General features: G+C 70.7%; 14 protein-coding genes. 6 read left to right on the top strand and 8 right to left on the bottom strand.

Annotation, left to right across the window (positions count from 1 at the left end; translation table 11 throughout):
* The first annotated feature begins 34 nt into the window (after positions 1-34).
* On the top strand, positions 35-1222 hold the full coding sequence (locus E3O50_RS13850; protein ID WP_134559341.1) for a thiolase family protein: 1188 nt from the start codon (positions 35-37) through the stop codon (positions 1220-1222).
* Between the two features lies 1 nt (position 1223).
* Positions 1224-2048, top strand: a complete 825-nt coding sequence (locus E3O50_RS13845; RefSeq protein ID WP_134447099.1) for an SDR family NAD(P)-dependent oxidoreductase — start codon at positions 1224-1226, stop codon at positions 2046-2048.
* A gap of 16 nt (positions 2049-2064) precedes the next feature.
* Here the strand turns inward: E3O50_RS13845 and E3O50_RS13840 are convergent, their stop codons facing one another.
* The 3 genes from E3O50_RS13840 to E3O50_RS13830 form a co-directional block, all read right to left on the bottom strand.
* A complete protein-coding gene (locus E3O50_RS13840) occupies positions 2065-3687 on the bottom strand; it encodes a hypothetical protein (protein WP_134447101.1) in 1623 nt (540 codons plus the stop codon).
* A gap of 393 nt (positions 3688-4080) precedes the next feature.
* The gene (locus tag E3O50_RS13835; protein WP_134447103.1) at positions 4081-5133 is read right to left on the bottom strand and encodes an agmatine deiminase family protein; all 1053 of its coding nucleotides are present in this window, start codon (positions 5131-5133) and stop codon (positions 4081-4083) included.
* The gene (locus E3O50_RS13830; RefSeq protein ID WP_241975361.1) at positions 5130-6137 is read right to left on the bottom strand and encodes a nitrilase-related carbon-nitrogen hydrolase; all 1008 of its coding nucleotides are present in this window, start codon (positions 6135-6137) and stop codon (positions 5130-5132) included. The genes E3O50_RS13835 and E3O50_RS13830 overlap by 4 nt, the downstream gene beginning before the upstream one ends.
* A gap of 112 nt (positions 6138-6249) precedes the next feature.
* On the opposite strand from E3O50_RS13830, the gene E3O50_RS13825 reads away from it, so the two are divergent.
* Positions 6250-6879 (top strand): TetR/AcrR family transcriptional regulator, encoded by a 630-nt coding sequence (locus E3O50_RS13825; RefSeq protein ID WP_134447105.1) that lies wholly within the window; start codon positions 6250-6252, stop codon positions 6877-6879.
* 113 nt (positions 6880-6992) lie between these two features.
* Here the strand turns inward: E3O50_RS13825 and E3O50_RS13820 are convergent, their stop codons facing one another.
* The 3 genes from E3O50_RS13820 to E3O50_RS13810 form a co-directional block, all read right to left on the bottom strand.
* A complete protein-coding gene (locus tag E3O50_RS13820) occupies positions 6993-7295 on the bottom strand; it encodes a hypothetical protein (RefSeq protein WP_134447107.1) in 303 nt (100 codons plus the stop codon).
* Between the two features lie 60 nt (positions 7296-7355).
* Positions 7356-7670 (bottom strand): hypothetical protein, encoded by a 315-nt coding sequence (locus E3O50_RS13815; protein WP_134447109.1) that lies wholly within the window; start codon positions 7668-7670, stop codon positions 7356-7358.
* A gap of 163 nt (positions 7671-7833) precedes the next feature.
* Entirely contained in the window at positions 7834-9276 is a 1443-nt protein-coding gene (locus E3O50_RS13810; protein WP_134447111.1) for an XRE family transcriptional regulator, read from the bottom strand.
* A gap of 180 nt (positions 9277-9456) precedes the next feature.
* On the opposite strand from E3O50_RS13810, the gene E3O50_RS13805 reads away from it, so the two are divergent.
* Complete coding sequence (locus E3O50_RS13805) at positions 9457-11307, top strand: phosphoenolpyruvate carboxykinase (GTP) (protein WP_134447113.1); 1851 nt, start codon at positions 9457-9459, stop codon at positions 11305-11307.
* A gap of 52 nt (positions 11308-11359) precedes the next feature.
* Here E3O50_RS13805 and E3O50_RS13800 read toward each other — a convergent pair whose 3' ends face one another.
* Entirely contained in the window at positions 11360-11932 is a 573-nt protein-coding gene (locus E3O50_RS13800) for a TetR/AcrR family transcriptional regulator (RefSeq protein WP_134447115.1), read from the bottom strand.
* Positions 11933-11989: 57 nt separating this feature from the next.
* Here E3O50_RS13800 and E3O50_RS13795 point away from each other — a divergent pair, with 57 nt between their 5' ends.
* Together E3O50_RS13795 and E3O50_RS13790 are read left to right on the top strand one after the other, a co-directional pair.
* Positions 11990-13480 carry an MFS transporter gene (locus E3O50_RS13795; protein WP_134447117.1) on the top strand — a complete coding sequence of 497 codons (1491 nt, stop codon included), beginning with the start codon at positions 11990-11992 and terminating at the stop codon, positions 13478-13480.
* Between the two features lie 166 nt (positions 13481-13646).
* Complete coding sequence (locus E3O50_RS13790; protein ID WP_134447119.1) at positions 13647-16760, top strand: glycoside hydrolase family 38 C-terminal domain-containing protein; 3114 nt, start codon at positions 13647-13649, stop codon at positions 16758-16760.
* A gap of 101 nt (positions 16761-16861) precedes the next feature.
* Here the strand turns inward: E3O50_RS13790 and E3O50_RS19705 are convergent.
* A partial coding sequence (locus E3O50_RS19705) for an ATP-binding cassette domain-containing protein (protein WP_241980943.1) occupies positions 16862-18000 on the bottom strand: 1139 nt, incomplete at its 5' end.

Below are 18000 nucleotides of genomic sequence, written 5' to 3'. Positions count from 1 at the left end.
CCCCGGCGGCGCGGCATAGGCCTAGGCTGTCGGCATGAGCAACGAGGCCGTGATCATCGATGTCGTGCGTACCCCGTCCGGGCGGGGCAAGCCGAATGGAGCGCTGTCGGGGGTGCACCCGGCGGACCTGCTCGCCGGGGTGCTCGCCGAGCTGGTCCGCCGGAATGACCTCGACCCCGCGCTCGTCGACGACGTGATTGGGGGCTGCGTCACGCAGTCGGGCGAGCAAGGTTACAACGTGACCCGCACCGCGCTGCTCAGCGCGGGATTCCCGGAGTCCGTGCCGGGCACGACGATCGACCGGCCGTGCGGTTCCAGCCAGCAGGCGGCGACCTTCGCCGCCCAGGGCGTGATCGCCGGCAGTTATGACATCGTGATCGCGTGCGGAGTCGAGTCGATGAGCCGGGTTCCGCTTGGTTCCTCGCTGCGTCCGGGCCAGGACCCGTCCGGCCGGCTCCTGCTTGAGCGCTACCCGAACGGTCTCGTCGGCCAGGGCGTCTCCGCCGAGCTGATCACCCGCCGCTGGGGCCTCAGCCGCGCCGAACTCGACGAGTACGCTGCCCGTTCGCATCGGCTCGCAGCGGATGCGACCGGCCGTGGAGACTTCGACCGCGCCCTCGTCCCGGTCCGGCTCCCCGACGGCTCCTCCGTCACGGGCGACGAGACCGTCCGTCCCGGCACCACGGCGGCGGGCCTCGCCGCATTGCCGCCGGCGTTCCGCACCGATGCCCTCGCGGCCCGGTTCCCCGACCTCGACTGGCTGACCACCGCGGGCAACTCGTCCCCGCTCACCGACGGCGCCTCCGCCGTGCTGATCATGAGCGCTGCGCGCGCCGCCCAGCTCGGCTGCACGCCGCGGGCGCGGTTCGACAGCTTCGCCATCACGGGGAGCGACCCTCTCCTGATGCTCACCGGCGTGATCCCGGCAACCCGGCGCATCCTCGCCCGCTCCGGCCTCGATCTCGACGACCTCGACGCCTACGAGGTCAACGAGGCTTTCGCGTGCGTTCCGCTCGTCTGGGCGCGCGAACTCGGCGCCGATCCCGCACGCCTCAACCCGGACGGCGGCGCGATCGCCCTCGGCCACGCGCTCGGTTCCTCCGGCACCCGACTGCTCGGCACCCTCCTCGGCACCCTCGAGCGCACCGGTGGCCGCTTCGGCCTGCAGACCATGTGCGAGGGCGGCGGCATGGCCAACGCGACGATCATCGAAAGGCTCTGAGATGCGCATCGACGGATGCTCCGCACTGGTCACCGGAGCCGCCTCCGGCCTCGGGCTGGCTACCGTCACCGCCCTGCACGCGGCGGGGGCAGCAGTCGTGCTGCTCGACCTGCCGGGAGCACCCGGGGCCGCGATCGTGGCCGCCCTCGGCGACCGGACGCGCTTCGTGGCCGGCGACGTCACGAGCGTGGGCGATGTGCACAGCGCCGTCGAGGCGGCGGTGTCGATGGCGCCGCTGCGGATCGTCGTGACGTGCGCGGGAATCGCGCCGGCGGAACGCACCGTCGGGAGGGACGGCCCGCTCCCGCTCGACGACTTCGAGCGGGTGATCCGGGTGAACCTCACCGGGACGTTCAACGTGATCCGGCTCGCGGCCGCCGCGATGCTCGCCGCCGAGCCGATCGACGAGATGGCCATCGGCCTCGGCGCCGGCTCTGGCGCAGGTGCTGGAGCCGGGGGAGGCGGGACCGCCGAGCGGGGCGTCATCGTGACGACGGCATCCGTCGCAGCTTTCGACGGACAGGTCGGGCAAGCGGCATACGCGGCCTCGAAGGGCGGGGTCGCGGCGATGACGCTGCCGCTCGCCCGGGAGTTCGCGCGCTCCCTGATCCGGGTCGTGTCGATCGCGCCCGGCGTCTTCGACACCGCGATGCTGCAGGGCATGCCTGCTGCGGTGCGGGAGTCGCTCGCCGCGCAGGTTCCGCACCCGGCCCGGCTCGGCGACCCGAGCGAGTTCGCCGCGCTCGTGCGGCACATCGTGGAGAACCCGATGCTCAACGGCGAGACGATCCGGCTCGATGGCGGAATCCGGATGCCGCCCCGCTGAGCCCGCGCGACCTGGCCTACTCGGTGTGGTTGACCTTCCGCTGCGGGGAGCCTGCCGCCCAGCGCTCCGCGGAATCCGTCGCGAGCCCGGCGATCTCGTCCTGGCGGTGCACGATCGTCTCGGCGGCCGCGATCCGCTCCGTCAGGGCCGGCAGTGTGACGCCCGCGAGCAGCGCCGAGAGCTGCGCCTCATACTCGATCCGATAGTTCTCGGTGCCCTCGGTCAGCGAACTCAGCAGCGCCGCGTACTCGATGCGCGCCTCGCGGGCGGTGGCCTGCTCGGTCTGGGTATTCAGCTCGAAGAACTTCGTGCGCGCCCGGTTCTCGGAGATGAGGGCGGCGCGATAGTTCGGACCCGTGCTCTTCTGACCGGTCTTCACGCGCAGCTCGGTGGCCCTGGCCAGGATCTCCCTGGCCCGGTCCCGTTCGGCGCGCAGGATCTGAGAACCCGTGACCGTGCCGGCGTAGTTCGCCACGATCGGCGCGCCCGGCGCGGGCGCCATCGGCGCACGCGCTGACCGGGTCAGGGGCGCCTGGGGTGCGCGCTGTGCGGCGAGGTGTGCGGCAGACTCCGCGGCGGACCGCACCGTCGACACCGGTTCCGGTTCCGGCGGCGCGGGCAGTCGCGACGGGCCGGCCAGTGGCACGTGGAGCGGCACGTTGATCGCTTGCGCTGCGGCGGCCCGTGCGGCCGCGGCCTGTGCTGCGGATGCCTGCGCCGCGGATGCCTGTGCTGCGGCGGCTTGCGCGGCTGCGGCTTCTTCTGCCGCGGCTTGTGCTTCGGCGTGTGCGGCGGCGGCTTGCGCCCGGGCGGCCTGCTCGATTGCGGCTTGAGCTGCCTCGGCCTGCTCAACCGCACGGTGTGCTGCAGCTTGTGCTGCAGCGGTTTGCACGGCGGCGGCGTGCGCTGCCTCGGCCTGTGCCGTCTCGGCTTCCGCGGCGGCGGCCTGCGCCGCGGCCGCCTGGGCGACCGCGGTCTCTGCGGCTGCGGCAAGCGCGGCAGCGGCAGCGGATGCACTGGGTCGCGGCGGCGGTGCAGCGACCGGTTGTGCGGCGGCCGGCGGCGCGGCCGCAAACGATGCGGCGATCGGCGGCGCGGTAGTAAACGGTGCGACAACCGGCAGTCCGGTGACCGGCGGCGCGGCCTGGAGCGCGGCGGGCAGAAGAACAACCGGCACCGCAACGGGTGCGGTCACAGCCGTACCCACGCCCGGATAACCGGCTTCCCGCGGCTGGACGGCCCGGGCCACGAAGTCGGGGACGACCTCGGTGCTGCCGTCGCCGCGCTTGAGCACCCAGTTCACGTTGTCCCGGCCGCTCACCGTGGGCACTGAGATCTGGGCGACGTCGACAAAGGCCTGTTGGGCGTAGTACTCCGCGTTGGACAGCACGCCCTTGCCCGGAGACACCCGCGCGTTCATGTGCCGGCTGAACCGGCTGCGCTCGGCGGCGCTCAGGAGCGCCGGGTTGAAGGTGATCGCTGCGCTGCGCCCGAGCCGGACGACGGGAGAGGTCCCGGTCGCGGGTTGGCTTGCGCGCGCGGCCGGCGGATTCTTCCCCGCGGTGCGTGCGGCGGAGCGCTGGCTGCGGCGCAGCAGGGCCTCGCGTTCCACGTCACGGAAATCGCCTGTGGCACTCATCCGAGAACTCCCGCTCGGACGTCGGTGTACGTCGGCAGCTTGTCGAAGGCTTCGGGTATCGGTGTATCGGGTGTCGGGTGGGTCACGGCGGGTCCGCGTTTCTCGCTTCGACGTCACCTCTTCGTCGGGGTGCTCAGCCGACAGGGGTTTCGGGACCGTGTGTCGGCAGTCGAACGGAGGGGACCGGTCCGCAGCGAGGGCTGCGAGGGGTCCGGCACCGTTTGGAAAATCGAATCAGCCGCTGGGGCGAACGACAGACCTTCCGACGAATGGTTACGTAGTGATAAATGGGTATGGTCGGCCGTGCGACGGACCCCGGAACAGGGGGGGAAATCACACGCCCACACATACCCTAGCTGCGCCGACAGCCTCACCGCCAGACATTGCGGCGGGTTAAGCCGCCGCGGGCTGCTGCTGGGTGATGCAGTGGATGCCTCCGCCGCGGGCGAAGAGCGGCCGCGCGTCCACGGTCACAACCTTCCGCCCCGGGTAGGCGTTCTCGAGGATCGACCTGGCCGCGGCATCCGCCCGGGGTTCGCCGAAGCCGCACGCGATGACGCCGCCGTTGACGACGAGGTGGTTCACGTAGCTGTAGTCGACGAAGCCCTCGGCGTCGGAGAGCCGGGCGGGCGCGGGCAGGTCAATGATCGTCCAGGGCCGGCTAGCGGCATCCGTCGACGCGGCGAGCCCCGCGCGCAGCTCCCGGGTCACACTGTAGTCGGGATGCGCCGGGTCGTTCTGGGCGTGCACCAGGAGCGTGCCGGGCGCGGGGATCGCGGCGACGATGTCGACGTGCCCGCGGGTGCCGAAGCGGGCCTGGTCGCGGGTGAGGCCGCGCGGCAGCCAGATCACGTGCGTCGCCCCGATCGTGCGGGCGAGTTCGGCCTCGACCCTGGCCCGGTCCGCCTGCGGGTTCCGGCAGGGGTCGAGCTGCACGGTCTCGGTGACGATTACGGTGCCCTCGCCGTCGACCTGGATGCCGCCGCCCTCGTTGACGAGCAGCGAGGACACCGGTCTCGCCCCGGCCGCGCGGGTCACGATCCCGGCGATGTCGGCGTCGCGGCCCCAGGTCGCCCAGTCCTGGCCGCCCCAGCCGTTGAAGATCCAGTCGACGGCGCCGAGCCGCCCGGCCGGATCGAGCACGAAGGTCGGCCCGATGTCGCGCATCCAGGCATCGTCGAGCGGGGCCTCGAGTACGTCGACGCCGGCGGAGAGGTGCCGCGCGGCGGCGGCCCGCGCGTCGCGTGCGCCGGTCCCGCCGGCGCTCCCGGGGTCGACGACCATGGTCACCGGCTCGAACTCGAGCACCGCGTGCGCGACGGCCGCCCAGGTGCTGCGCGCATCCTCCGCCTCAGCCGCCGTGTCGCCGAGCGTGTAGCCGTCGGAGGGGAAGGCCATCCAGACCCGCTCCTGCAACGCGGTCTCCGCGGGCATCCGCCAGGTCATGCGCGGGCCGCCGCGCCCGCGCCCGCGCTCGAGTCCGCGTCCGCACCGAACGGATGCCCCTGCTCGACCGGGGTGGTCAGGCGTCCGTAGCTGTCGGGCCGGCGCGTTCCCAGGAACGGGAACAGGGCCAGCCACTCGGCCCGCTGGGCGAGATCGAGGTCGGCCACGAGCACGGCCGACTTGTCGCGGGGGGCCTGGACCAGCATCCGCCCGTAGGGGTCGGAGATGAACGAGGAGCCGTAGAAGGTCAGGTCGCCCTCATCGCCCCAGCGGTTCGGGACGACCATGAACAGGCCGCTCGTGATACCGTTGCCGACGATGACGTGCTGCCAGATCGGCTGGGTGTCGAATGCCGGGAAGCCCGGCTCGGAGCCGATCGCAGTCGGGTAGGCGAGGATCTGCGCCCCCGCAAGGCCGTAGAGGCGCGAGACCTCGGGGAACCACTCGTCCCAGCAGGTCGGCATGCCGATGCGGGCGCCGTCGAGTTCGGCCGGGGCATAGACGGGGTACGCATTCTCCGGCGGCCCGGGGCGGAAGTAGGTGTCCTCGTAGTAGCCCTCGGTCACGGGGATGTGCAGCTTGCGGGTGCGGCCGAGCAGCTCGCCGGAGGGGGAGACGATGATCGCGGTGTTGTAGCCGCGCGGGTCGCCGGGCTGGTCGGCCGGGTCCGGCCGCTCGAACAGCGAGGCGTGCACGACGACGCCGTGCGCGCGGGCCTGCTCGGCGGCGAAGGCGAAGGTCGGGCCGGTGAAGAGGTCCTCGGCGTCGAGCTTGGGCACGCCGGTCGCACGACGGTTGCCCGGGTACTTGCGGAGGGTCAGTTCCGGGAGGAACACGATCCGCGCCCCCGCGGCGGCGGCAAGGCGGATGCCCTCTGCGAGTTCGGCGCGGAGGGTCGCGTCGTCCGCGTGCCAGCGGTGCTGCACGAGCCCGACCCGGAGCGGGGCGGGGGTGGGTGCGGCGTCGGCGACCCGGGTCAGCGGCGGGGCGGCGGGGGCGATGATGAGCTGCAAGGCGTCTCCTGGGGTGCCGGCAACGGCGGTCGAAGAAAGGATAGGGAGCCAGTTGATCACTTGATCAATAAGCCCGAGGCATAACTATATACACTGAGGTGCGATGTCAACCCTTCCGAGCCGAGTCAAGCGCAAGTCCGGTCCCGAGCGCGCCGCCGAGATCGCGCGCACGGCCCGCGAGATCGCCCGCTACGACGGTCTCGACGCCATCACGCTCCGCGCGATCGCGGCCCGGATCGGTGTCACACCCGCCCTGGTCAGCCACTACGAACCGAGCACGGAGGGCCTCGTCGCGACGACCTTCGGCTCGATCGCCGGCGCAGAGCTCGCGGAGATCACGAAGGAGCTCTCCGCTCTCCCGAGTTCCGTCGAGGCGCTGCGCGCGCTGATCGACACACTCCTGGGCCCCGATCGCAGTGCCGTGACGACCGTATGGCTCGACGCCTGGAGCGTCGGGCGCCGCAACATCGCCCTTGCCCGTGAGGTCGGCGTGCAGATGGATGCCTGGCAGGCGTTCCTCGTGGCCCTCCTGAACCGGGGCTGCGCGCGCGGCGAGTTCGCCGTCGCCGACAGCGGCGCCCTGGCCTGGCAGCTCCTCGCGATCATCGACGGCATCAACGCGCACGCCGTCGTGCGCTACGGCGACGCCCGCGGCCAGCGCGACCTCGTGCGCACCGTCGCAGAGCACGAACTCGGTCTCCCGCCGGGCACCCTCTCTGCCGCACCCGCCTGACGCACTCGCTCCGGCGCATCCGCTCTCCGCAACTGGGTCGGAACGTACATGTCGGCATCCGTTGCATCCGCTGCCAGACACGACGACTCCCACCGGGTACGCTCGCCCCGCGGTCAGGACGCGATGGTGAAGAGCCCCGCGATACCGACGAGGTACAGGCAGAGCACCGGGAGGAAGGCATTTCCTCCAAAGATGTCACTCATGGCGACGTTGTCGTCGCCCTGTTTGATGGACTGCAGACCGGTGGAGAGCTCGGGCAGCGAGGTCGCCAGGGCCAGGATCGTGGCACCGAAGATGATTCCAGAGACTCCCAGCTGGTTCGCCGCCGCATCGCCGGACAACTCCAGAACGACGCCGGCGACGAGCGTCGCCAATGCCGAGACTGCGAAGATCGCTCCGGCCCTTCCGGTGCTCATTTTTGTGCCGCCGTTGAGGAGCCATTCTCCGTTACATTGTGGCGAACGCGCGCGGCGCACTCAATCGGCTTCCGCCTCCGCCTTCTCACCGTGCGAGACGATATCGCCGTCCGTGAAGAGGATGCCCTGAGCGATTTCTCGCCATTTCGGCTTTGCGCGGAGCAGGAACTCCAGTTCCATACTGAAATGTTTGTACTCTTCGCCGAGCGAATCCTCCATGATGGCGCGGGCGGCGGAATCCTGCTCAACGGCTATGCGTTGTTCATACCAGCCGATTGCTTCGGCTTCTTCGGAGAGGCTTGCGCACATCCTGGCGAACGTACGCACCTCGGCAGACAACTCCTGAGGCGGCTCGTGATACTGGTCTGTCGGCATGTTCTCTTCCTTTTCTGTCGGAAACGGCCCGACTAATCGCAGCGTAGGCCCTGATCCGGTGCGGGCGTAAGAACGCGAGACCACCGTGGAAGGTGGCGTTGCTTCGAAACATGGAATCCCCACACACATACTCGACCCAGCCGGACGCCAAAACACCATCCGATCACGGGGCCGCGTGGGCCTCGAGGAATTCGTAGACCTCGGTGTCGTCGACGCCGGGGAAGGTGCCGCTCGGCAGGGGCGAGAGCACGTGCGCGTGCAGGCGGGCGCTCGGCCAGGCGTGACCGGCCCAGTGCGCGGCCAGGTCGGAGGCCGGCCGGCGGCAGCAGGACTCGTCCGGGCAGCGCGACACGGCTCGCTGCACGGTCTCGCGTCCGCGGAACCACTTGGCGTGCACGAACGGCACCCCGACGCTGATCGAGAATTCGCCGCCATCCGCCGCCCCGGTCTGGGTGGCCGACCAGAAGGTGCCGGCCGGAGTGTCGGTGTACTGGTAGAACTCGGTCGTGCGGTTGGTATGCGTGAAGGCGCTGCGGGCACTCCACTGCTTGCAGACGAACTGGCCTTCGATCGAACCGGTTACGTCGACCGGCAGCGGCAGGCCGTCGTTCTCGTAGCCCTTCTGCAGGGCGCCGTCGCCGGTGACCCTGAGGAAGTGAAGCGGCATGTCCAGGTGCGAGGTGGCGAGGTTGGTCAGGCGGAGGGCCGCGGCCTCGTGGGTCACGCCGAACGCGTCGCGGAAATCCTCGACCGAGAGCTCGCGCTCGCGTTTCGCGCGCGCGAGGAACGCGACGGACGCGGCAGGCGGCATCAGGCACGCGGCCGCGAAGTAGTTGATCTGCAGCCTCTGCCAGAGGAACTCTGCGTAGCTCGCCGGGCGTTCGTGCCCGAGCAGCCGGTGCCCCATCGCCTGGAGCGCCATCGACCGCAGCCCGTGCCCGCCGGGGATCGACGCCGGCGGCAGGTAGATCCGGTGGTTGACGAGGTCGGTCACCGAGCGGGTCGAGTTCGGCAGGTCGTTGACATAGATCAGGCTGAAGCCGAGCTGCTCGGCCATCACGCTCACCTCGCGGTGCGTGAGTGCTCCGGAGACGTGACCGGACGCCCGCACCCGGTCCTCGGCGAGCTCCTCGATGTCGGGCATGTAGTTGTTCTGCTCGCGCATGAGCTCGCGCAGCTCCGTGTTCGCCCGCCGGGCCTCCTCCGGCGTCGCGATCGCCTCGCTCGCGCGCCGCGCAAGCTCACGGTGCAACCCGATGAGCGACTCGAGGGCAGTGACCGGCATGCCCTTGGTGACCTTGACCTCGGGCAGGCCGAGCGCACCGTAGAGCGGGTTCTTCTGCGCCCGCGCGAGCTCGATCTCGAGCGCGGCCCGCCGGTTCGGCGCCTCGCCGTTGAGCAGGTCGGCGATCGGGACGCCGAGCACGGTCGCGACGTCCTGCAGGATCGACAATTTCGGTTCCCGCCGGCCGTTTTCGATGAGCGACAGCTGGCTGCCTGCGAGTCCGACCTTTTCGCCGAGCTGGTCGAGGGTGAGGCCGCGCTCGCCGCGATAGTGGCGGATGCGCAGGCCCAGGGTGACGAGATCAGAGGCTCGAGTCGACATTCCTTAACAATATCTAAAGAAGCGCGATTCTTAAAATGAGTTTTTTGATCCAGGAGGGAAGATTGCGCGCATTCTGGTTCTGCAGCACAGAGTTACGGACGCCCGACGACAAGCCGCGCGGATGCATCGATCACGACCGCAGGCATCCGCTGCACACCCCATACCGAGAAAGGCCAGGAGATGACCATCGCCCACTTCCGAGTCACATCCAGCGGAAGCGATTCCGACGACACTGCCGGTACCACGGATCCCAATCTCCAGTCCTGGGTGGATTCCATCGCCCGGCTGACCCAGCCGGACGAAGTTATCTGGTGCGACGGTTCGAGCCGGGAGGCCGACGAACTCTCCAAGCAGCTCGTCGCAGAGGGCAAGCTCATCAAGCTCAACCCCGAGTGGCGCCCGAACAGCTACCTCGCCCGGACGAGCCCGTCCGACGTCGCCAGGGTCGAAGACCGCACCTTCATCTGCTCGACGGACCCCGACGACGCGGGCCCCACCAACAACTGGGCCGACCCCGCAGCGATGAAAGACGAGCTGCGCGCCGTCTTCGCCGGCAGCATGCGCGGCCGCACGATGTACGTCGTGCCGTTCTCGATGGGCCCGCTCGGTGGCCCGATCTCCCAGCTGGGCGTCGAGATCACCGACTCACCATACGTCGTGCTCAACATGGGCATCATGACCCGGATGGGCGACGCCGTGCTCGAGCTGATCGAGGCCGGAGCCCGATGGGTGCAAACCATCCACAGCGTCGGCTACCCCCTCACGGATGCCGCAGGCGAGACCCGCCCGGACGTCACGTGGCCCTGCAACGACACCAAGTACATCGTGCAGTTCCCCGAGACCCGCGAGGTGTGGTCGTACGGCTCGGGCTACGGCGGCAACGCGCTGCTCTCGAAGAAGTCCTTCGCCCTGCGGATCGCGTCGGTGATGGCCCGCGACGAGGGCTGGCTCGCCGAGCACATGCTCCTGATCAAGGTGACCTCGCCGGAGGGTCGCGCCGTTCACCTCGCCGGCGCCTTCCCCTCCGCCTGCGGCAAGACCAACCTGTCGATGCTGCGCCCGACGATCCCCGGCTGGACGGTCGAGACGATCGGCGACGACATCGCCTGGCTCCGCCCCGGCCCCGACGGACGCCTCTGGGCGATCAACCCGGAGGCTGGCTTCTTCGGCGTCGCCCCCGGCACCGGCGTCGTCACGAACCCCACCGCGGTGCAGACCGTCTGGGGCAACACGATCTTCACGAACGTCGCCCTCCGCGACGACGGCGACGTCTGGTGGGAAGGCCTCACCGAGACGCCGCCGAGCCACCTGATCGACTGGCAGGGCAACGACTGGACGCCCTCGTCGCCGACGCCGGCCGCGCACCCCAACTCCCGCTTCACGGTCGCCGCGGCGCAGTGCCCCTCGATCTCCGACGACTGGGAGGCCTTCGGCGGCGTCCCGATCGACGCGATCCTCTTCGGCGGGCGGCGCGCCACGAACGTGCCCCTCGTCGCCCAGGCCCGCAGCTGGAAGCACGGCGTCTTCATGGGGGCGACGATCTCCTCAGAGAAGACCGCAGCAGCAGAGGGCACCGTCGGCGAACTCCGCCGCGACCCCTTCGCGATGCTCCCGTTCTGCGGCTACAACATGGCCGACTACTGGGCGCACTGGCTGAAGGTCGGCAAGGGCCTCGGCAGCCGCGCCCCCGAGATCTTCCAGGTCAACTGGTTCCGCAAGGGCGCGGACGGCAGCTTCCTCTGGCCCGGCTTCGGCGAGAACTCGCGGGTGATCGAGTGGATCGTGCGCCGCATCGAAGGGTCGACGGATGCCGTCGACACCCCGATCGGACGCCTCCCCGCCGCGGGCGCCCTCGACCTCGCCGGTCTCGACCTCCCGGAGGAGACCGTGGAGCAGCTGTTCCACATCGACAAGACCAGCTGGCTCGCCGAGTGCGACCTCACCGAGGACTACTTCGCCCAGTTCGGCGACCGGGTCCCCGCTGCGTTGCTCGCCGAACTCTCGAGCGTGCGCTACCACCTCAAGGGGTAGCGGCGGGCCGTGGGGGCCGGCCGGCGGCATCCGCTGCCCGGCCCGCCCCGGCTCAGGGGGCGATGAGTTTGCGGGCGGCGGCGACCGCTGCGGCGCGGCGGCGCTCCCGCACGGATGCCTCCGGCGCGCTGCCCGGGGCGGGGAACACCCCGGGGGAGTGCACCCACGACGTCGCGAGCGAGAAGACGAGGGTGACGAGGTCTTCCGGATCCCAGCAGGGGTCGATGTCGCCCCGGGACTGGGCGGCGGCGATCGCGGCCGCCTCCGGGCCGTTGCGCCATTCCGAGGTCGTCGGCAGCAGCGCGGCGGCGCCCTCGAGCCTGGCCCAGTCGAGCATCCGCACGTGCTCGGGGTGCTCGACGACGTGGTCGAAGACCCGGCCGACGAAGCCGGGCAGGTCGTCCGTGTCCATCGGGATCGCGGCCATCACGTCGCGCCGGTTGACCTCGAGCACGGCGGTGAACAGGGCGCCCTTGTCGCCGAAGTATGCATAGAGGCGCTCCTTGCTCGCCTTCGCGGCCGTGGCGATGCGGTCGACGCGCGCGCCGGCCAGTCCGTACCGGGCGAACTCGGCCTGGGCCGCATCGAGAATTCGCTCGCGGGTCGCTTCACCGTCACTTCTCATGACTAAGATCATACCTATCCCAACCAACTAGTTCGTTTGAATAGGATTTCTGTCTCGATGAGTTCCCCCGCTCCTGCTCTCTCCGTCTCCTCCCCGCCCCTGTCCGATCCCGCAGCTCACCCGCGCCGCTGGTGGCTCCTCGCCGTGCTGGCACTGGCCCAGCTCATGGTCGTGCTCGACGGGACCATCGTCAACATCGCCCTGCCGAAGGCGCAGCTCGCCCTCGGCATGAGCGACGGCGACCGCACCTGGGTCGTCACGATCTACGCCCTCGCCTTCGGCTCGCTGCTGCTGCTCGGCGGCCGCATCGCGGACTACTGGGGCCGCAAGCGCTCCTTCCTCGTCGGGATGGCCGGCTTCGCGCTCGCATCCATGGTCGGCGGGCTCGCAGACACCACCACCCAGCTTCTGATCTCCCGCGGTCTGCAGGGTGCATTCGCCGCCCTGCTCGCCCCGGCCTCGCTTGCGATCCTCACGATCACTTTCCCCGGCGGCACGGACCGGATCAAGGCCTTCGCCGTCTACGGCGCGATCGGTGGCGGCGGCGCGGCCGTCGGCCTCGTGCTCGGCGGGGTGCTCACCGAGTTCACCAGCTGGAACTGGTGCCTGCTCGTCAACGTGCCGATCGCCCTCGTCGCGATCCTCGCCGCGATCCCGCTGATGCAGGAGAGCCGCGCGCACGGAAACACCCGCTATGACCTGCCCGGCGTGATCCTCATCGTCACCGGCCTCGCCTCACTTGTCTACGGCTTCAGCCAGGCCGAGAACGGCTGGGGGCGGGTCGAGACGATCGGCTTCCTCGCCCTCGGCGTCGTGCTCCTCGTGGCCTTCGTCATCGTCGAGGCCCGGGCGACGAACCCGCTGCTGCCGCTCCGGGTCGTCACCGACCGGGTCCGCGGCGGCGCCTTCCTGGTTTCGCTGCTCACCGGAGCGAGCCTCCTCGGCGGCCTGTTCTTCCTCACCCTGTACTTCCAGATCGTGCTCGGTTACTCGCCGCTGCGCTCCGGGCTCGCCTCGCTCCCGATGACCGCGACCATCATGGTCTGCGCGACCGCGCTCTCCGGCATCCTGCCGAAGGTCGGCGTGCGCCTGCCCCTGACGATCGGCCCGGTCATCGCCGCCGCCGGGCTCGCCTGGTTGTCTTTCGTCACTGTCCAGGACGACTACGTGCTGCGAGTCCTGCCGGGTGTCATCCTGCTCGGCATCGGCCTCGCAGCCATCTTCGTACCGCTGCAGAACGTCGCCCTCGCCGGCATCGACGCGCACGACGCCGGTGTGGCCAGCGCCGCGGTGTCCGCGACGCAGCAGATCGGCGGGTCGATCGGCACCGCCCTGTTCACCGCCCTGTACACGGCCGCGATCTCGAGCTACCTGGCCTCGAACCCGGCGACGCCGACCGTTCAGCTCGACGCCTTCGTGAGCGGGTATTCGGTCGCGTTCCTCTGGGCTGCCGGGCTGATCCTGCTCGCCGCTCCGATCTCGTTCTTCATGATCAAGCACTCGAAGGCGGACCTGGTCGGTGCCCCCGAGATCGTGCACCTGGGCTGACCGGGTCTGTGTGCCTCGCGCGTGCTCGGCGTCACCTGGACCGCGCGGGGCTAACCCAGGAGATCCGGCGGGATGCGCAGCCGGGGCCGCGGAACAGTGCGGCAGTTCCGACCAACCGGTGCGGAATTCCTGAGTTCGCCCCCGCGGGCGGTCGTAGGATGCTGGCATGGACGACGAGGCCGCACTGATCCAGAAGCGCATCGACCGGTTCCTCCGCGAACGGCTGCGGCCGGCCGTGTACCGCGCGGTCGTGCCGCTGCAGGTCTCGGCCTGGGTGTCGGCGGCTCCGGTGACGGATGCCCCCGCGACCTTCGCCGAGGCCGTGCAGCAGTCCTACGCTCCGTTCGCCCCCGCCGAGGCATGGGGCCGCCCCTGGGCGACGGTCTGGTTCCACGTGACAGGCGTGATCCCCGCGGACTGGGCCGGGCAGCCCGGTACCCGGATCGAGGCCGTCGTCGACCTCGGCTTCACCGACACGACGCCGGGGTTCCAGGCCGAGGGCATCGCCTGGACCGCAGGCGGTGCCGTGATCAAGGGGATCGCACCGCGCAACCGCTCCCTGCCGCTTGCGCCGCTGGTACCGCGACCGTTGGACGCAACGGGCGCCCCGGCATCCGTCGACTTCTACGTCGAGGCGGCCGCCAACCCCGACGTCACCGCGGGGTTCACGTTCGTGCCGACCCGGAACGGCGACCCGGCCACGGCCGGCACCGAACCGCTCTATCGGCTGCGACAGCTCGACCTCGCGCTCCGCGACGACGAGGTCTGGGAGTTACTGCAGGACGTCCTCGCCCTCGACGGTCTCCGCCGTGCCCTGCCGCACGGGTCGACGCGCGCTGCCGGGATCCTGCGCGCCCTCGAGCGCTGCCTCGACGTGCTCGACCCGGATGATGTCTCCGGATCGGCCGCGCGAGGCCGGGCCGTGCTCGCCCCCGCGCTCGCGCAGCCCGCCGCCGCGAGCGCGCACCGGGTGCACGCGGTCGGGCACGCCCACATCGACAGTGCCTGGCTCTGGCCGGTGCGGGAGACCGTGCGCAAGGTCGCCCGCACGTTCTCGAACGTGCTGGCCCTGGCCGGGGAGTATCCGGGATTCACCTTCGCCGCGTCATCCGCCCAGCAGTACGCCTGGCTCAAGGAGTACTACCCCGAGCTGTTCGAGCGGGTGCGCGCCCAGGTCGCCGCGGGTGCTTTCGTGCCCGTCGGGGGGATGTGGGTCGAGTCGGACACGAATATGCCCGGCGGGGAATCCCTGGCCAGGCAGTTCGTCGCCGGCAAACGGTTCTTCCTCGCGGAGTTCGGGATCGAGCCGCTCGAGGTCTGGTTGCCGGACTCGTTCGGGTATTCCGCAGCGCTTCCGCAGATCATCGCGGCGGCGGGGTCGCGCTGGTTCCTCACCCAGAAGTCGTCCTGGAACGAGACGAACCCGATGCCGCACCATTCCTTCCGCTGGGAGGGCATCGACGGCACCCGCATCTTCACGCACTTCCCGCCCGTCGACACCTACAGCTCCGACCTCTCCGGCGCGGATCTCGCCCGTGCGGAGACCCAGTATTCCGAGAAGGGCATGGCCAATACCTCGCTCGTCCCCTTCGGCTGGGGCGACGGCGGGGGCGGCCCGACTGCAGAGATGATCGCCGCCGCCCGCCGGACCGCCTCGCTCGAAGGGTCACCGACGGTCGAGCTCTCCACCCCGCGACGGTTCTTCGAGGCCGCAGAGGCCGAGTACCCGGAGGCGCCGATCTGGTCGGGTGAGCTCTACCTCGAGTTCCACCGCGGTACATACACGTCGCAGGCCCGGACCAAACGCGGCAACCGGCGCAGCGAGCATCTGCTGCGGGAGGCCGAGCTCTGGGCCGCGACCGCGAGCATCCGCACCGGGGCCGCCTACCCGTATGACGCGCTCGAGCGGGCCTGGCAGACCGTGCTGCTCCAGCAGTTCCACGACATCCTGCCCGGTTCCTCGATCGACTGGGTGCACCAGGAGGCCGAACGCCGCTACGCGGAGGTCGCTCGGGACCTCGGCGCGCTCGTCGCGGAATCCGTGACCGCACTCTGCGGCGCCGGCGACCGAACCGTGGCACTCAACGCGGGTCCATACGCCCTGTCCGGTGTGCCAGCCCTCGGCGCCGGTCCGGGCGCGACGGTCAGAAACGACGCGGGCCTAGCGGATGCCCCCGCGACCGTGGTCCGCACGGCGTCCGGCCTGCTCGTGCTCGCGAACGGCCTCGTCAGCGTCTTGATCGACGCCGACGGACTCCTCACCTCCCTGCGCGACCACCGCGCCGACCGGGAACTCATCCCGTCCGGCAGCCGCGGCAACCGGCTGCTGCTGCACCGCGACACTCCCACCCAGTGGGACGCCTGGGACATCGACGCCCACTACAAGCGCACGACCGTTCCGCTCGACGCCGCCGTGTCCGTCGAGGTCGTCACCGACACGCCCGCCGAGGCCTGCGTGCGGGTGACGCGGGAGTTCGGCGGTTCCCGACTCGTGCAGGACATCACCCTCGCCGCCGGCTCCCCGGCGCTCGATCTCGCCTTCGACGTGGACTGGCACGAACGCCAGAAGCTCCTGAAGATCGAGTTCCCGTTCGACGTGCACGCCGAACGGGCCGCCTCGGAAATCCAGTTCGGGCACGTCTATCGCCCGACGCACGCGAACACCTCCTGGGACACCGCCCGCTTCGAGACCTGCGCGCACCGCTGGGTGCACGTCGGCGAGCCCGGCTACGGGGTGGCGGTGGCCAACGATTCCACCTACGGCCACGACATGACCCGCACGACGGATGCCGCCGGCCGCGCCACGACGACGGTGCGGCTGTCGCTGCTGCGCGCGGCACTCTTCCCGGACCCCGAGGCCGACCAGGGCAGGCACGCCTTCCGGGTCTCGGTGCGACCGGGCGCGAGCATCGCGGACGCGATCACCGAGGGCTACCGGCTCAATCTCCCGCTGCGCACCGTGACCGGTGTCGCGAGCGACAGCATCGAATCGCTCCTCGAGGTCGACAACCCCGCCGTCGTGATCGAGGCGGTCAAACTCGCCGAAGACCGCAGCGGCGACCTGGTCGTGCGCATCTACGAGGCGCACGGGTCCCGGGCGCGTGCCCGGGTCATCCGCCGCTTCGAGGCAGCGGATGCCTACCCGACCGACCTGCTCGAACGCCGGCTGGCAGAACCCGGCCTTCCGCTCGCGCAAGCGGGTCCGCTTCTCGACATCGAGCTGCGGCCGTTCCAGCTCGTCACCCTCCGCTACCCCCGACCGATTCGACGGAGTTCTTAGGGATCTCGGACCAAGACCGGCCTCCCACGTGGCGGAAGAGCAAGAACTCCGTCGAATTCGTCAGGGGTCAGTGCGGGCACCGGGCGTGCGTCCCGGCGCGGTTAAACGAGCAGCTGGTGCTTGGCGAGCTCGCGATAGAGCGGCGTCGACACGACGAGCTCGGAGTGCGTCCCGGTCCCGATCACCTGGCCGTGGTCGAGCACCACGATCTGGTCGGAGTCGACGACGGTCGAGAGCCGGTGCGCGATCACGATGAGCGTGCGGTCGACGGCGACGGCATCGATCGCGGCCCGCATCAACTGCTCGTTGACCCCGTCGAGGCTCGAGGTCGACTCGTCGAGCAGCAGAATCGGCGGCGCCGCGAGCAGCGCCCGCGCGATCGCGAGCCGCTGGCGCTCCCCGCCGGAGAGCATCACGCCGGATTCCCCGACGGCGGCGCCGAGCCCGGCCGGGTCGCGCTCGAGCACCTCGCCGAGGTTGACCGCGTGGAGTACGGCGATGCACTCCTCGTCGGTCGCATCCGGCGCCGAGAGCACGAGGTTGTCGCGCAGCGAGCCGGCGAGCACGGGGGCGTCCTGCTCGACGTAGCCGATCTGCGACCGCAGCGCCGTGCGATCCAGGGTGCGGATGTCCAGCCCACCCAGTCGGACGACGCCCGCGTTCGGGTCGTAGAACCGTTCGATGAGCGCCAGAATGGTGCTCTTCCCGGCGCCGGACGGGCCGACGAGGGCGGTGCGCAGTCCGCGCGGAGCGCTGAACGACACCCCGCGCAGCACGGGCCGCGGCTCGGACGGGTCAGCGGCCGGACCGGCGTCGACGTTGGGCGCACCGGTGTCATCCACCGACCCGAAAGCCGGGGCTGTGTGCGGACCGTCATCGGGCCCGGCAGCGGGCGACGCAGGCGAATCGACCGAGGTCGCCGAAGCGGCTGAGGCGGGCGTATCGGGCGCATCGGGCGAAACGGGCGCGTCGGGCGCGGTAGCGGTGCCCGGGGCGTCGGTCGCGGAGTCGTCCGCGGCGGAAAGGCCGGGCACCTCGGCGTCGGAGGCCTGGTCCGGGGCGGCAAACGCCGTGGCCGCTGCGACCGCGGCGATCGACACGGTGCCTGTGGCCGCCGCATATACCGCTGCGGTCATCGCGGCCGATGCCTCGGCGGCGGCCTCGGCAGAGGCGGCGGCGGTCGCGGCGGCCCTGGCGGACGCGTTCGCCGCGGCCGCGGACTCCGCGGCGAGGGCTGCGG

This window comes from Cryobacterium sp. MDB1-18-1, from assembly GCF_004402735.1.
In the GTDB taxonomy this organism is placed as follows: Bacteria; Actinomycetota; Actinomycetes; order Actinomycetales; family Microbacteriaceae; genus Cryobacterium; species Cryobacterium glucosi.
The sequence above is the reverse complement of the archived record's forward strand: the minus strand, read 5'-3'. Positions and strand labels throughout refer to the sequence as shown.